The organism is Pseudomonas sp. MWU13-2100 (assembly GCF_023242365.1).
In the GTDB taxonomy this organism is placed as follows: Bacteria; Pseudomonadota; Gammaproteobacteria; order Pseudomonadales; family Pseudomonadaceae; genus Aquipseudomonas.
In genome coordinates this window covers 124,952-140,700 of sequence record NZ_JALLIX010000004.1, presented here as the reverse complement: position 1 = coordinate 140,700, position 15,749 = coordinate 124,952, and the positions used below count along the sequence as shown (strand labels likewise).

Here is a 15,749-nt window from a genome sequence, read left to right as displayed (position 1 = left end):
GGCCACTATGCACATGCACTCGCTATTCCCGCGTTGGCCGAGATGGCCTGCGTCAGCGTATCGGCATTCCATCGGATGTTCAGGCCGGCGACTCGGTTTGGTGGCATTGCGATGTAATCCATAGCGTTGCGCCCGTGGACAATCAACAAGGCTGGGGGAACGTCATGTACGTGCCCGCGGCACCTATGTGCCCGAAAAACCTGCGTTACGCCAGGGAGGTGTTCAGGGCATTCGAGCAGGGCGTGTCCCCTGACGATTTTTCTCGTGAAGATTACGAAAAGGCCTGGGAGGAGCGTTTCACCGTAGGTGGACGACGGCAAACCGTCTGACATATGGCCGCGGTTCACGGAATGGCTCAGAGACTCGTGCTGGCAGGCATTCATTGCCTCGTGCTTGAGCTAAATCAAACTGGGGGAGGGGGCTGCGGGCGCAGTCTTGGAGGTGTGCCGGTACTTGAACTCTGGCGTCGAACCGAGGTGTGTGATGGGTCAATATCAACGTTTATTATTGATCGTCGATGGAACCCAGCAGCAGTCGCCGGCGATGCGTCGTGCTTTCGCGTTGGCCAAGGCAAGCGGCGCGGCGTTGGATATACGGGCCATTGTCGGACCTCTGCCGATGGTTCATTTTTGGCAAGGGAATGACGGCGAAATCGATCAACAACGTTATCTGCGCCGCTATCGTCGCTGGGAGGCTGATGAGGTTGAACGGCTCAGGGGCCAGGGGTTGGAGGTGACGGTGCAAGTGATCTGTACGACCCATCCGCTGCTGGACATCTTGCAGACGATCGAAGAGCTCAAGCCCGATCTGTTGATCAAGGATGTCACCATGGAATTGCTACTCAAGCGAGTGTTTATCACACCACTCGATTGTCACTTGCTGCGCGAATGTCCGATTCCCGTACATTTAGTCAATCAGGCTCGTTATGGGCTGCCACACCGGGTCGTGGCCGCGGTCGACCCCCTCGATCCATCGACACAAATCAGTGGTCTGAATGACACGATCATTCATACCGCCAACACATTGGCCTTGCAATGCGATGTTCCACTTCATCTGCTTTACGCCTATGACTTGTCGCCAGCCTTCAATGGCGATGCGCCGCTGATCCAGGGTGGCTGGGGCGAGGACTTTATCGAGGAGTTGCGTGAATCCCTGCACCTGGCTTTTGTCACCCTGGCTGATCGCTATGATATCCCACCCGACCGGCGACATTTTGTCATGGGACTGCCGGTACCGGTGATCAGTGAGTTTGTCAAAGAGTACCTGGCCGATGTGGTGGTGATGGGAACGGTGCATCGGGTGGGGGTCGATAGATTGATCGGTAGCAATACCGAGCGGGCACTGTATTCGGTGCCGGGCAGCATTCTCGCGGTCAGAGCGCTGATCTGATTATCATTGCCTTGAGGTGTCGACGTGTACGCGTTCTTGCCACGCGAGTTACCGGAGCAACTCTTCATATTGACCGAGCTGGCGCTCAACCTGCGCTGGACCTGGAATCATGCGCTCGACGATCTCTGGAAAGCGATTGATCCGATGCTATGGGAACGTACCCATAATCCCTGGATGATCCTGCAGAACGCGTCGCCGCAGCGTTTTGAGGAGCTCTGCCGGGATGCCTCGTTCTCGCACAAGTTCGCGCAGGCCATCGAAGAGCACCGGCGCTATCTCGGCGAGCCGGGCTGGTATGCCCAACTGCCGGCGCCCGCCGAGTCGGCGCGGATCGCTTACTTCAGCATGGAGTTCGGTCTGAGCGAGGCCTTTCCGCTCTACGCCGGCGGACTCGGTGTGCTGGCCGGGGATTATCTTAAGACGGCCAGCGACCTGGGCGCTCCGGTAGTCGGAGTGGGCTTGCTCTATCAGGAAGGCTATTTTCGGCAAAGCATCGACTTGGCCGGTCGGCAGCATGAGGCCTATCCCTATAACGACCCGACCAGCCTGCCGATCCAGCCGGCCATCGGCAGCGACGGCGCCTGGCTGAAAGTTGCGCTGGAGCTTCCGGGCCGCACATTGTATTTGCGGGTGTGGCAGGCCATCGTCGGACGTACGCGCCTGTATCTGCTGGACAGTAACGATCTGCTCAATGGCGCCGGCGACCGCGGGATCACCTCCAAATTGTACGGCGGCGGTTCGGAAATGCGTCTGCTCCAGGAAGTGGTGCTCGGTATCGGCGGCTGGACGGTGCTCGAGGCCCTGGGGATTGACGTGGACGTGTGCCATCTGAACGAAGGCCATGCCGCCTTGCTGGTGCTGGAGCGTGCCCGCTGCTTCATGCGCAAGATGGGCATATCGTTCCGGGAAGCCTGGTGGGCCACGCGTGCCGGCAATGTCTTCACCACGCATACGCCGGTGGCGGCGGGGTTTGATGTCTTTCCCGCCGCGCTGATCGGCAAGTACGCCCGCGGCTACCTTGAAGACGGTGATATTTCATTGCGCGAACTGCTGGCATTGGGCCGGCGTGATCCGCTGGACGACAACGAGCCGTTCAACATGGCTTTTCTCGCCCTGCGTGGCTGTGCCCAGTGCAATGCAGTCAGTCGCCTGCATGGCGAGGTCAGTCGTCGACTGTTCAGCGGTCTCTATCCACGCTGGCCATTTCAGGAAATACCCGTGGGGCATGTGACCAACGGCGTCCATGTGCCTTCCTGGGACTCCGTGTGGTCCGATCACCTGTGGACCAGCAGTTGTGGCAAGGAGCGCTGGCTCGGTAGCGTGGAGTCGCTCCCGGGGCCACTTTCCAACAGTGACGACAAGGCCCTGTGGACCATGGCCGGCGAGCAACGCCTTGATCTGGTGAAGTACGCGCGCCAGCGTCTGGCCTGGCATCTCGGGCAGCGTGGCGAGTCCGCGCAACGGGTTGCAGAGGCCGCGCAGGTGCTCGATCCCAACTGCCTCACGCTCGGTTTCGCCCGGCGCTTCACCGACTATAAGCGCCCGAACCTGTTGCTGCATGACCCGCAGCGCCTGCGACGTCTGCTCACCGATGAGCAGCGTCCGGTTCAACTGATCATCGCCGGCAAGGCCCATCCCGATGACGAGCAGGGCAAGCAACTGATCCAGGCCTGGATGGAATTCGTTCATTGTCCCGGTCTGCGCCGGCACGTGGTGTTCCTGGAAGATTATGACCTCGAACTGGCCCAGCACCTGGTACAGGGCGTCGATGTCTGGATCAATACGCCGCGACGCCCCTGGGAAGCCTGCGGCACCAGCGGCATGAAGGTATTGGTCAATGGCGGATTGAACCTGTCCGAACGCGACGGCTGGTGGGCGGAGGCCTACCGGCCCGATTGCGGCTGGGCCATCGGCACTGACGCGCCCAGCGACGATGTGGCCGATGCCGAGTGCTTGTATCGCCTGCTCGAGGATGCCGTGGTGCCATCCTTCTACGCCCGCGACACCCAGGGCATTCCCCGTGCCTGGGTGCAACGCATGCGTGCCAGCATGTCGCAACTGGGGCCGCAGTTCAGCAGTAACCGCATGCTGCTCGAATACCTGGATGGTTTTTACCAACCAGCGATTCGAGCGTTCCGCCGCCGCCGCGAGGACCAGGCCGGGCTCGCACGCGAGCTTCTGGTGTGGGAGACGGGATTGACCGCGGGATGGGACAAAATACATTTTGGAACGCTCGATGCGAGTCTTGACGGCGCTCGGCTACATATCAGCGTGCCCGTCTATCTGGGGGAGATCGCCCTGGAATGGGTAAGGGTAGAACTTTGTGCTGCCCCGCGCGACGAGTTCCCGGCGCAATGCCTGCCGATGAATGCCACCGGCCCGATTCCCGGCAGCGTCCACGGCTATATCTTTTCCCTCTCGCTGGCTGCCACGCGGCCCCTGGATGATTACACCCCACGGGTGCGCGCCTGGCACCCGGAGGCCTTTCTGCCGGCGGAAAACGCACTGATCGCATGGCAACGTTGAGGCCAGTTCAGTGGTCGTAGGCCTCGAAGCCGGAAACCACATCGAACAGCTCTTCGTCGATGGTGTCCTGGCGGAGTCGGTGAAAATCGTCCCCCAGGGTTTTCAGCAGTTCGCCGATGTTTTTCTCCGCCCGCTGCATGGCCGCCAAGCGACTGGCATTTTCGCTGGCCAACGACTCCGCGCAGCTACGGAACAGCGAGACAAACAGATACTCGCGAATAAACGCGAGCAACACCTGTTCGCCGTTTTGCTGAACTTCGGGAAGGTTATTGGTGGGCCAGGGCCTGCTGGCCAACTGGCGCTGCCAGGCATCGTCCAATGGCAGCATGCGCTGGCTGACCGATTCGTAGAGCGCCCCGGGTTTGGGGCGGTTGTGAAACAGGTAGACCTGATCGATTTCACCTCGCTCGCGTCGGCTTTCAAGCTCAAGCAGAACCTGGCTGACCAGGGGGGCGATCTCGACGATGGCGTTCGGCAGGATGAAGTCGCTGGAAATGCTCAATGGGCTGTCGGCGAGGCGTGATTGGATGCGCTCGCCAACCACCCAGAGCATTTTTTTGTTCGGTAAAGCGCCCAGCGTTGCCAGGACAAACTCGGCGAGCACATCGTTGAACTGGCCGACCAGTCCCTGATCGGAGCCGAACACCACCGCACAGACCGTCCCCGCGTCCTGCTGTTTGCGCCGGCCCAAGGCGCCGCCGTGGCGTTGGCGGAAACAGGCCAGCAGGCCGAGTTGCACCGTTCGGTCATAGTCCGCCAGCGAGCGCACGGCGTTCTCATATTGACTGATGTTCGACGCCGCCATCGCTTTCATCGTGCGCACCACGGATTCGAGATCGCCGGCACTGGCGATCTTGCGCCGCAGGCTGGCGCCGGTGTCGCTCATGACGGCACCTGGTCATCGGGCGCCGCCAGGAATCGCGCCACGGCCTGCCGGGCGAGTTCGGTCATCAACTTTTTGTCGGCATCGCTCAGTTTCTCGGCGCTTGCCAGACTCGCGCCGAGTGCGGCGGGAAGCTTGGCTGCCGCGGCCCAGACGGCCTGCTCGGCCCCCACCATGCGGGCCAGGGGGACTGGATCGAAGAGTCCCGCGGTCAAGGCCAGCAAAACGGTGATTTGCACGGCGGTCGACAGGAGCGAGAGCTCCTGCTGCTTGAGGCAGGCGCGAATACGCCGGCCATGCTCGATCAGTTGGCGAGTGGCCTCATCGAGGTGGGCGCCAAAGCGGGCGAAGGTTTCGAGTTCCTCGAACTGCGCATAGGCCAGCTTCAGGTCGCCGGCGACCGCACGGTAGGCAGCGCTTTGCGCCTTGCCGCCGACCCGTGAAACCGACTTGCCGACATCCACCGCCGGCAGCACCCCAAGTTCAAAAAGTGAAGGCGACAGATAGATCTGGCCGTCGGTGATGGAAATCAGATTGGTCGGGATATAAGCGGAAATGTCCTGGGCGGCGGTTTCGATGATCGGCAAGGCGGTCAGTGAACCCCCACCGAGTTCCGGGCGCAGATGCGTGCTGCGTTCGAGCAGACGCGAATGGATATAGAAAATATCGCCAGGAAAAGCCTCGCGTCCGGGGGGCCGGCGCAGCAGCAGTGACAGTTCCCGATAGGCTTGCGCATGCTGGGTCAGGTCGTCGTAGACCACCAGCACGTCACGGCCTTGCTCCATGAAGTACTCGGCGATGCTGGTTGCGGCATAGGGGGCGATATAGGCCAGCCCGGGCGCGTTGTTGCCTTCGCTGACGATTACCACGGTGTAGGGCAGGGCACCTTTTTCCCGTAGCGTGTCGATGAATTTGGCGACGCCGGAGGCACGCTGGCCAATGGCGCAATAGACACAGACGACGTTCTTGTCGCGTTGATTGATGATGGTATCGAGCGCGATGGTCGTCTTGCCGGTCTGTCGATCGCCGAGAATCAGTTCGCGTTGCCCACGCCCGACCGGAATCAGCGCATCGATCACCTTGATGCCGGTTTGCAGTGGGACGCTGACCGGAGCCCGGTCCATGATCGGCGCGGCCGGTCGTTCCAGCGGCAGGCGCGAGCCAGGTGGTAGCGGCGCCAAGCCATCGAGGGGCCGTCCCGTCGGATCGATGGTGCGCCCGAGCAGCGCGTCACCGACCGGTATATCAACGACATGCCCGCCACGCCTGACCGGGTCGCCGGCCTGCAGCTCCCAGTAATCGCCGAGCAGGACCACGCCGATTTCCTCTTCGTCGATATTGAAGGCGATGCCCTTGATCCCACGCGGAAATATCAGCACCTCCTCGAAGCCGACACTGGGCAGGCCGGACACCTTGGCGATCCCCGGTGCGACGCTACGCACCCGCCCGATCTCTTGGGGGGCCAGCGACGGCACAAAGGCCTCTGTCGCTTCCCGTATACGGGAAAAGGTCTGCTCCAGGACATTTCCCAGTGACTCATCAGGCATGGCTGTCTTCCTTTCCGGAGACGGCATTGGTCGCCGTATTGACCGTGAGCAGATCGCCGACGGTGCTTTCCAACTCCGTCAGGTAGTGGGCGATGCTCCACGCCACCTGTTGTCCGTCGGTACAAAGCTCGATGCCACTGACCAGCTCCGCCGCCGTTTCGAAGCTGACCGTGGTGACACGCCCGAGCAGTGCCTGGAGTTCCGCTTCGAGGCTGGCACGATGCGCCGCCGATAGCTCAAAGGTGCTACGCACGACTATCGGCAGGGCCTTGTTCTGCAGGGCGCCGGCCAGCCTTTGCTGGTCGGCGGCACCCAGGGACCGCAGACGCGCTATGAAGGTGGAGACCATTCGCTCTTCCAGTGTCGCGCCGGCCAAGTCGCTCAATGCCTTGCGCGCAATGCTGAAGACCTCCTGTTGCGTACGGCGAAAGATTTCCTGATGCAGGGCCTGGGCTTCACTGCGCAGGCTGTCCTGCTGCCTGGCGCCCAGGTTGATGGCTTCCTGGCGTGCGGCATCGAGCAGGCGCTGGCGCTCGCTGTTCGCTGCGTCGGTTGCCTGGCTGAGCAATGCCGCGCGCTCCTTGTCGAAGGCGGCGTTCTTGCGCTGGTATGCTTCACGTTCCTGTCCGGCCTCGGTTTTTTCCGCGTCGGCGTCCGCCAGTTCCTTGGCAATACGCTGTTCACGGGCGTCGATGGCATTGAGTATCGGATGATAGAGAAAGCGCTTGAGCAACCAGACCAGAATCAGGAAGTTGAGGATCTGTGCGCCGACAGTGAACCAGTCGATAAGCATGATCTACTTTCCAGCGACCTGAGCGATGGCGTGGCTCCAGAATGGGTTGGCGAAAATCAGGATCATCGAGACGACGAAGCAGTAGATGGCCACCGATTCGACCATCGCCAGGCCGACAAACAGGGTGCGGGTAATGGTCGCCGATGCGTCGGGTTGTTGCGCCAGGGCGCTGAGCGCGGTGGCTACCGCGCGACCTTCGCCGAGCGCCGGGCCGATACTGCCGATGGCGATGGTCAGGCCCGAGGTAATGATCGATGCCACCGCGATAATTGTCATGCTGTCCATGGTCACGCCTTCCGGGGGGTCATGTGGTTGAGGCTGGTTCGGGGGTTCTGGGCGACTTGCGCGAGCGGGTTGCCGCGGCGATGTAGACCGCCGCCAGGATGCTGAAAATGTAGGCCTGGACCATGCCGGTCAACAGTCCCAATGCGCTCAGGAGCACGGGAAAGATGAAGGGGGTGATGGTCAGCAGGATGGCCAGGATCATCGTGCCGCTCATCATGTTGCCGAACAGCCGGGCCGCCAGGGCCAAGGTGCGCGACAACTCGCTGACGATATTGAAAGGCAGCATGATCACCGTCGGTTTCAGGTAGGCGTTCAGGTATTCAGCCAGGCCGCTTTCGGCAATACCGAACAACGGCACGGCAATGAACACACAAATGGCCAGCGCCGCGGTGGTCGACAGGGATCCGGTCGGTGGCTCGTAGCCAGGCACGATGGTGAACAGGCTGGCCGCTCCCACGAAGAGGAACAGGGTGCCGAGAAAACCCAGGTATTTGCGCGGCTGGACCAGGCCGACTTCGCCGATCTGCGTGACGATGCCGGTCACCACAATTTCCAGCAGGTTCTGCCAGCGGCTGCGCTCCAGCCCTGTCGCCAGACGCCGGGTGATCAGATGGGAGCCCAGTGTCAGCACCAGCATCAGCCCCCAGGTGAAGGCGATGGTCGCGTTGATCTTGAACAGGCCGTATTGCCACAGCACGATGTCATCCGGACTAAGGTGCATGGTCACCCTCCGGGTTCACCGGCGTCGGGCGCGAGAGTCGCATGATGAACAGGCGCGTCACGACAAAGCCGAACAAGGCGGCCAGCCAGCGCTGCCAGGTGTCGCCGCAGGCCAGGTAGAGACCCACCAGGACGATGGCTGTACGCACCAGCAGGCTGGCAAAAAACCACAACCCGACCCACTGCGACGCGATCGCCCGTCGAACAGTCCACCACAGGCCGCCAAAGAACAGGATACCCAGCACCACACCGGCCAGCAGGGGCGCCAGGAGGCTTAGCTCATTCATCGTCATCGGTCTCCTGTTCGCGTATTTCGCGCTCTTCCTTGGCCACCCAGTGCCAGGCATTGAAACAGCCCAGCACCAGGCCGGCGGCCATGAGTGCCAGGGTCCACGAGCGCCCGCCCGGGTAGCGGTCATCCAGCCACAGGCCGGCGGCCGCGCCGAGCAGGGTCGGAATCACCACCGACCAGCCGATCAGCCCCATCATCCCCAGGCCTGACCAGACCGTCCGCGTCCTATGGCGTTGAGCCTTGATTTTGCGGGCGGCCTTGCTGGCGACTTGTTGGCTGAAGGCTTTTTCGCCGGGTGTCGGCTTTTTCTCGTTATCACTCATGATGCAGGGCCGCAAAGCGACGAATAAAGCTGCTTTCCAGCTTGGCCAGGGTCGAGCGAATGCTTTGCTCTTGCTCGTGCCGGCTGAGGAACTCCCGTTCGATCACCTGGCGCAGCTGTGCAAGGTCCATGTTGCCGATCGCATCGCGCACGCAGACCAGGACTTCGCCGCCGGTTTTAACCAGCACGCCTTCATCAACCGCCAGGCAGACTTCGCCTCCCTCCCTCGTTTCATAGGTCAGGATGCCCGGCACCAGGGCCGCGGCGCAGTCGAGTCGGTTGGGCAGCAGGCCAAAGGCTCCGCTGAGTGATTCGGCAACGATGCGCAGGACCTCGAGCTCCTCGGCGAAGACCTTGAAAGGCAGCAGAATCCTAAGGTGCATGCTGGTTGACGGCATTTCTCCCCTCCGGGACGTGCTTGTCCATGGCTTCGTCGATGCTGCCAATCATGTACAGCGCCGTCTCCGGCACATCCTTGAACTCGTCTCGCAGGATACGCTCGCATCCGTCCAGGGCGTCCTTGAGGCTGACCAGCTTGCCCTGCATGCCGGTGAATTGCTCCGTGGTGAAAAACGGCTGGGTGAGAAAACGCTCCAGCCGGCGCGCGCGCGCCACCACATTGCGGTCTTCGCTCGACAATTGTTCGAGGCCGAGCATGGCAATGATGTCCTTGAGATCGGCATATTGCGCCAGGGTGCGGCGGATCTCCTGGGCCAAGGCGTAATGTCGCGCGCCGATAACCCCGGGCGTGGCCATTTTCGAGTTTGACTGTAGCGGATCGATGGCGGGGTAGAGCCCCTCGCTGGCCCGTTTGCGCGAGAGCACGATGGACGCCGACAGGTGCGAGAAGGTGTACATCGCAGCCGGATCGGTGAAATCGTCCGCCGGCACGTACACCGCCTGGATCGAAGTGATGGCGCCGGAGTCAGTATTGGCGATACGGTCCTGCAGTTGCGCCAGCTCGGTCCCCAGGGTCGGCTGATAGCCCAGGCGGGCCGGCATCTGCCCCATCAGCCCGGAGATTTCCATGCCGGCCTGAATGAAACGGTAGATGTTGTCGACCAGCAACAGCACGTCACGGTGCTCGTCATCACGGAAATATTCGGCCATGGTCAGTGCCACATGCCCGACCCGGAAGCGCGCCCCTGGCGGCTCGTTCATCTGGCCGAACACCATCACCATGTTGTCGAGCACGCCGGCCGACTTCATGTCGCGATAAAGCTCCTCGCCTTCGCGACATCGCTCGCCAATGCCGCAGAAGATGCTGACCCCCTCGCGCTGGCCGACCATATTGTGGATCATCTCGGTCAGCAGCACCGTCTTGCCGACTCCCGCGCCACCAAACAAACCGGCCTTGCCGCCGCGCTCCAGTGGCATCAGCACGTCAATGATCTTGACACCGGTCTCGAACACTTCGGATTGGGTCGTACGGTGCGCCAGTGGCGGAGGTGGGCAATGCACACTGCGCCAACCCACCTCGGGCGCCGGCAGCCGATCGATGGCGTTGCCGAAGACATCGAACATCCGTGACAGGATTTCCTTGCCGATGGGGGCCAATAGCGGCCCACCGCTATCAGTAACCGGCATACCCCGGGCAAGTCCCTGGGTGGGGGTCAAGGCGATGCCCCGCACACGGTGTGCGTCGAGCTGGGCAAAAACTTCAATGAAAACCTTGCCGTCCACCCCGGTATGCAACAGCGAGTGTATGGGCGGAAGCTGCGACTCGAAGTGAACGTCTACGACGCTGCCACGTACTGAAACGATGAGCCCCATATTCGAGAAGCCAGCCATGTTTTTCATGGTCTTGCCCATAAGCATCCAATCACCGGGATGCCGCAGTCCCGGCCGAGTTCAATAGTGACACGGCTGAAGTGAGCGAATGCTCCCAGCATAGCTGTCCTCCAGGCATGTGAATCAGGCAATCAACAAGTGATCCTGTACCTTCCTCACCCCTGGCACCGACCAGGCTGCCCGGGCGGCCAACTGGCGTTCACGCCATAGATTAACCTTGCCTTCGAGCTTCACCACATCGCCATCGACCTTGACGTGAATGCCCTTGGCATCGATCTCGGCGTTGCGCTTGAGGGCGTCTTCGATACGTTGCTGGATATCGACCACGTCCACCCGCGCCCGCAGGGTGATCTGATTATTCACCCCCAGCACACCGGACAGCTTGCGCACGGCCCGTTCTGCCGTTTCTTTCTGATACTGCCAGTCCACTTCGCCTTCCAGGGTGATCCAGCCTTTCTGCACAATGACCTTGACTGCGTCGTCGGCAATATCGGAGCTCCAGGAGATGATATGCAAAGCGCGGGTGGCGATGGTGTCGTCGTCCATGCCGGCACCTTTTGCCAGTCTGACCTGTATTTCTTCGGCCAGTGCGCGCACACCCTTGACGCTTTTCACCGCCTGCTCGGCGCTGACTTTCTGAGCGTAGCTTTTGACATGGCCGGAGAGTGTGACAACGCCGTTTTCCACCGCCACGCCGATGTTGGCTGCATCGATTTCAGGTTGGAATTCAAGCGCTTCCAAAATGGTATTACGCAGACTCAAATCGCTCATGATGGTGTCCTCTGACTGATGCTCGGGGGAGGGTCGCGGGAACCCGTCAATCTCTTCTACGCCTGAGCCACGGAAAATCATTGAGCTAAGTCAACTATGCCTTGTTGAGGCCGATCCCGACGTCGTGTCTTCCTTCTGCATGGTGTCGTAGCGTTTGCGGATCAATAGATAGCCATTTGTTGATCAAGATCAGAAGCCACTGGCAAGGGCTCCGGATACTGGCCGGACAACAACGTTCTACCGACTTGATAGCGGAAGGGAAAAATCATGGGCGTTGCAGTCACCTCCCGCCGGGGAGAGCGTTTCAACCTGTCGGCCAGCGAGCTGACCTCTTTACCGGTCTGCGCTTCGACGAGTGCTCCACTGCTGCAACTACTGACGTCACCGCCAAGTACCGCGGCCCTGACTCACAGAAGAAAGATTCTGTTTGTGACCTCGGAGTTGGCTGATCTGGTGAAAACCGGGGGGTTGGGCGATGTATCGGCCGCGCTGCCGCGAGCCATGCGCCATCAGCACGATGTCCGCGTGCTGATTCCTGGCTACCCGCAAGTGCTCGCCGGCGATAACCCGATGCATATCGTCGGTGAACTGGGGGGCTATGCGGCCCTGCCAGCGTGCAAGATCGGACGGATGGAGATGAAGGACGGGTTGGTCATTTATGTGCTGATCTGCCCTGAACTGTACGAACGTGAAGGCACACCGTATGTCGATAACAACGGCCGTGACTGGCCTGATAACCATATCCGCTTCGCCCGTCTCGGCCTTGCCGCCGCCGACTTCGCCATTGGCGCGGTGAAAACCTCGTGGTGTCCGGAGCTGGTGCATGCCCACGATTGGCCCGCTGGATTGGCTCCGGCGTATATGCGCTGGCGTGGCCAGTCGACACCCAGCATCTTCACCATCCACAACCTTGCCTATCAAGGCATGGTCAGCTCCAGCTGCAGCCGCGAACTGGGTATTCCCGACCATGCGCTGGGTGTCGACGGCATGGAGTTTTACGGCAAGCTCTCATTTATAAAGGCGGGCATGGCTTATGCCAGCCATATCACCACGGTGAGCGCGACCTACGCCAAGGAAATCACCACGCCGGCTTTTGGCTGTGGCCTGGAAGGCTTTCTGCAAAGCAAGGCCAGGCAAGGGTTGCTCAGCGGGATTCCCAATGGAATCGATGCCAGTTGGGATGCGCAAACCGATGAGCACCTGATTTGCCGGTTTGCCCCGAACGAATGGCCGCGCAAAGCAATCAACGCCGATCACATCCGCAGCCTGTTCGAGCTTGAACCTTGCGCCGGCCCGTTATTCGCCGTGGTATCGCGGCTGGTTTTCCAGAAGGGCCTGGACCTGACCATCGGTGTTGCCGAGCATATCGTCAGTCAGGGCGGACAAATTGCGATCATGGGTCGTGGTGAGCCGCAGGAAGAGGAAGCCATTCGCGCACTGGCCCTGCGTTTTCCGGGGCGGATCGGTGCGCATATCGGATTCAACGAAACGGATGCACGCCGCCTGTTTGCCGGTAGCGACTTCTTATTGATGCCGTCGCGTTATGAGCCTTGCGGCTTGAGCCAGATGTATGCCCAGCGCTTCGGCTCCTTGCCGGTGGCCCGTAAGACTGGCGGGTTGGCTGACACCATTGAAGATGGCGTGACCGGCTTTCTGTTCGAAGAGGCGACGCTGCAAAGCTATACCGCGGCACTGACGCGGGCGATCAAGGTGTTCGCCAATCCCCGATTGCTCAATGCCATGCGATGTCGTGCCATGGGCGCACCGTTCAACTGGCATCAGGCGGTAAAGCCCTACAGCAAGCTGTACCTGGAGTTGTTGAGGGCGGGCGTGGAGGTGCCGCTCCCGTAATTTCCGCCGATGCAGCGTGTATCCGGAACACCCGGTCAGGAGATTTTCCCTATCCGTAATCCATGACTACGCAAGCTGCCGACAAAACCGTTTCCCATCAAGTGGAGAGACATCGTGACGCATTCACCTATTCATATCCGTTGGTTCAAAGAGTTGGGCCTCAACGATGTCGCGCTGGTCGGTGGCAAGAATGCTTCGTTGGGAGAGATGTACCAGAGCCTGGCCGCTGAGGGGGTACGCATCCCGAACGGTTTTGCCATTACGTCCGAGGCGTATCGGTATGTGCTTGAGCATAATAGGGCCTGGCAGCCCCTGCATGCGGCACTGGGCGGACTTGATCCGGACAACATCGAGGACTTGCAGGCGCGGGGGGAAAAAGCGAGGGCGATTGTATACGGCTGTGCGCTGCCGGAGGATTTGAAGACGGCGATATTGCAAAGCTATGCCCAACTCAAACAGGAGTATGGCGAAAACATTTCATTGGCGGTGCGCTCCTCGGCGACCGCCGAAGATTCGCCACAGGCCTCATTTGCCGGGCAGAACGACACCTATCTCAACATCACCAGTGACGATGCCCTGCTCGATGCCTACAAACGTTGCCTGGCTTCCAACTTTACCGACCGCTCCATTCACTACAAATACGACAATGGCTTTGATTACTACAAGGTCTATCTTGCCGTCGTGGTCATGAAAATGGTGCGTAGCGATATAGGCGCCAGTGGCGTGATGTTCTCACTGGACACGGAAACCGGCTTCAGGGATGTCGTGTTCATCAATGCTGCGTTGGGGCTTGGTGAGAATGTCGTGCAGGGCACGGTCATCCCCGATAGTTTCTATGTGCACAAGCCCAGCTTTCTCGAGGGGTATCGTGCTGTCCTGAAGCGCAGCCTGGGCAGCAAGGAAAAGACGATGATTTTCACCGACACGCTCAACAGCGGCAATATTGCGCTGGAATACACCAGGAATATCGATACACCGAGCAACGAACGAACCCGTTTTTGCATCTCCGATGCGGATGTCATGGTGCTGGCCAACTATGCCATCAAGGTTGAAAAGCACTATTCGAGCAAAGCCGGTGTTTACAAGCCCATGGATATGGAATGGGCCAAAGACGGGATCGATGGGCAGTTATATATGGTGCAGGCACGACCGGAGACGGTCGAGTCGCAAAAGAAGGGGAACCAGCTTGAGATCTATCATCTCAAGCAAAGATCGACAGTCCTGCTCACGGGCAAGGCGGTCGGGACCCGAATTGGCGCGGGCAAGGCGCGGATCATCAACGATGCCAAGCACCTGAGTGAGTTTCAACCGGGCGAGGTGCTGGTCTCGGATAGCACGACACCGGACTGGGAACCCGTCATGAAAACCGCCGCGGCGATTGTGACGAGCCGCGGCGGGCGTACCTGCCACGCCGCCATCGTGTCGCGTGAACTGGGCATTCCCGCCATCGTGGGCGCCGTGAACGCGGCAGGGCAGATCAAAACCGGTACACCGATTACCATCAGCTGCGCCGAAGGCGAAACCGGGAATGTCTATGAAGGTATTCTGGGTTTTGACATTCAACAGACCGATCTCAGTCAATTGGGACATCCTGAAACAAAGATCATGATGAACCTGGGTAATCCCGACCAGGCCTTCAGTCTTGCCTCGCTACCGGTAGATGGCATCGGCCTGGCACGTATGGAGTTCATTATCAGTGAATATATCAAGGTGCATCCGATGGCGCTCGTGCACCCGGAAAAGTTGGATGACCTGACACGTGAAAAGATCGCTGCCTTGAGTCTTGCCTACAAGGATCCGACGGATTTTTTTGTGAAGACCTTGGCCGAAGGCGTCGCCACCCTTGCGGCGGCAGTGTATCCAAAACCCTGCGTAGTGCGCATGAGCGACTTCAAGAGCAATGAATATGCGACGCTGCTGGGCGGGAAGTTTTTCGAGCCGGAGGAAGGCAACCCGATGATCGGCTTTCGTGGCGCTTCCCGTTATACTCATCCGGCCTATGCCGAAGGTTTTGCGCTGGAGTGCGCGGCGATGAAGTGGGCGCGCGACAAGATAGGTCTGGTGAACGTCAAGTTGATGATCCCTTTTTGCCGCACCGTCGAGGAGGGCGAAAAGGTCCTGGCGGCGATGGCCAGCCATGGCCTCAAACGCGGGGAAAACGGGCTGGAGGTCTACGTCATGTGCGAGATTCCCAACAACGTCATCCAGGTCGATGCCTTTGCCAAGCTGTTCGACGGGTTTTCCATCGGCTCCAACGACCTGACCCAGTTGACGCTCGGTGTGGATCGCGATTCGGAAATTGTCGCCTTTGATTTCGATGAGCGCGATCCGGGAGTGAAACAGATGATTCGCCTGGCGGTGGAGGGGGCCAGGCGCAACGGCCGTCACTCCGGTATTTGTGGACAGGCACCGTCCGACTATCCTGAGATGGCTGAGTATCTGGTCGAGATTGGTATCGACTCGATCAGCCTCAATCCGGACGCGGTACTGGCCACGACCCAGCATGTTCTGGCGGTGGAACAGCGCCTGTCACTCAATCGCAAAGCGTAGCGCCATTTGGGGGAATACATCATGAACCC

The 15,749-nt window shown here is 60.2% G+C and carries 14 protein-coding genes and 1 pseudogene; 5 read left to right on the top strand and 10 right to left on the bottom strand.

Features of this window, described 5'->3' with window-relative positions:
• Positions 1–74: 74 nt before the first annotated feature.
• The 3 genes and pseudogenes from M5B99_RS04760 to glgP form a co-directional block, all read left to right on the top strand.
• A pseudogene (locus tag M5B99_RS04760) lies at positions 75–329 on the top strand (YbiU family protein); the annotation flags it as partial.
• Positions 330–483: 154 nt separating this feature from the next.
• Positions 484–1,389, top strand: coding sequence for a universal stress protein (locus M5B99_RS04755; RefSeq protein ID WP_248802890.1), 906 nt, complete (start codon positions 484–486; stop codon positions 1,387–1,389).
• Between the two features lie 24 nt (positions 1,390–1,413).
• Positions 1,414–3,915: an alpha-glucan family phosphorylase gene (gene glgP, locus M5B99_RS04750; RefSeq protein WP_248802889.1), complete on the top strand. Its 2,502-nt coding sequence runs from the start codon at positions 1,414–1,416 to the stop codon at positions 3,913–3,915.
• 7 nt (positions 3,916–3,922) lie between these two features.
• Here the strand turns inward: glgP and M5B99_RS04745 are convergent, their stop codons facing one another.
• From M5B99_RS04745 to M5B99_RS04700, 10 genes are all read right to left on the bottom strand, one after another.
• On the bottom strand, positions 3,923–4,801 hold the full coding sequence (locus M5B99_RS04745; protein ID WP_248802888.1) for a F0F1 ATP synthase subunit gamma: 879 nt from the start codon (positions 4,799–4,801) through the stop codon (positions 3,923–3,925).
• Positions 4,798–6,345: an alternate F1F0 ATPase, F1 subunit alpha gene (locus M5B99_RS04740; RefSeq protein ID WP_248802887.1), complete on the bottom strand. Its 1,548-nt coding sequence runs from the start codon at positions 6,343–6,345 to the stop codon at positions 4,798–4,800. Before M5B99_RS04740 ends, M5B99_RS04745 begins: the two co-directional genes overlap by 4 nt.
• The gene (locus M5B99_RS04735) at positions 6,338–7,138 is read right to left on the bottom strand and encodes a F0F1 ATP synthase subunit delta (protein WP_248802886.1); all 801 of its coding nucleotides are present in this window, start codon (positions 7,136–7,138) and stop codon (positions 6,338–6,340) included. The genes M5B99_RS04740 and M5B99_RS04735 overlap by 8 nt, the downstream gene beginning before the upstream one ends.
• A 3-nt stretch (positions 7,139–7,141) precedes the next feature.
• On the bottom strand, positions 7,142–7,423 hold the full coding sequence (locus tag M5B99_RS04730) for a F0F1 ATP synthase subunit C (RefSeq protein ID WP_100943204.1): 282 nt from the start codon (positions 7,421–7,423) through the stop codon (positions 7,142–7,144).
• 19 nt (positions 7,424–7,442) lie between these two features.
• Entirely contained in the window at positions 7,443–8,144 is a 702-nt protein-coding gene (locus tag M5B99_RS04725) for a F0F1 ATP synthase subunit A (RefSeq protein WP_248802885.1), read from the bottom strand.
• Positions 8,134–8,430, bottom strand: coding sequence for an ATP synthase subunit I (locus M5B99_RS04720; RefSeq protein ID WP_248802884.1), 297 nt, complete (start codon positions 8,428–8,430; stop codon positions 8,134–8,136). The genes M5B99_RS04725 and M5B99_RS04720 overlap by 11 nt, the downstream gene beginning before the upstream one ends.
• Positions 8,423–8,758 carry an AtpZ/AtpI family protein gene (locus M5B99_RS04715; RefSeq protein ID WP_248802883.1) on the bottom strand — a complete coding sequence of 112 codons (336 nt, stop codon included), beginning with the start codon at positions 8,756–8,758 and terminating at the stop codon, positions 8,423–8,425. The genes M5B99_RS04720 and M5B99_RS04715 overlap by 8 nt, the downstream gene beginning before the upstream one ends.
• Complete coding sequence (locus tag M5B99_RS04710; RefSeq protein ID WP_248802882.1) at positions 8,751–9,155, bottom strand: F0F1 ATP synthase subunit epsilon; 405 nt, start codon at positions 9,153–9,155, stop codon at positions 8,751–8,753. Before M5B99_RS04710 ends, M5B99_RS04715 begins: the two co-directional genes overlap by 8 nt.
• The gene (atpD, locus tag M5B99_RS04705; protein WP_412548692.1) at positions 9,130–10,557 is read right to left on the bottom strand and encodes a F0F1 ATP synthase subunit beta; all 1,428 of its coding nucleotides are present in this window, start codon (positions 10,555–10,557) and stop codon (positions 9,130–9,132) included. Before atpD ends, M5B99_RS04710 begins: the two co-directional genes overlap by 26 nt.
• Positions 10,558–10,671: 114 nt before the next feature.
• A complete protein-coding gene (locus M5B99_RS04700) occupies positions 10,672–11,319 on the bottom strand; it encodes a BON domain-containing protein (protein ID WP_248802881.1) in 648 nt (215 codons plus the stop codon).
• Between the two features lie 267 nt (positions 11,320–11,586).
• Here M5B99_RS04700 and glgA point away from each other — a divergent pair, with 267 nt between their 5' ends.
• Together glgA and ppsA are read left to right on the top strand one after the other, a co-directional pair.
• Positions 11,587–13,170 (top strand): glycogen synthase GlgA, encoded by a 1,584-nt coding sequence (gene glgA / locus M5B99_RS04695; RefSeq protein ID WP_263860402.1) that lies wholly within the window; start codon positions 11,587–11,589, stop codon positions 13,168–13,170.
• Positions 13,171–13,284: 114 nt separating this feature from the next.
• Positions 13,285–15,720: a phosphoenolpyruvate synthase gene (gene ppsA / locus M5B99_RS04690; protein WP_248802880.1), complete on the top strand. Its 2,436-nt coding sequence runs from the start codon at positions 13,285–13,287 to the stop codon at positions 15,718–15,720.
• The last annotated feature ends 29 nt before the right edge of the window (positions 15,721–15,749 follow it).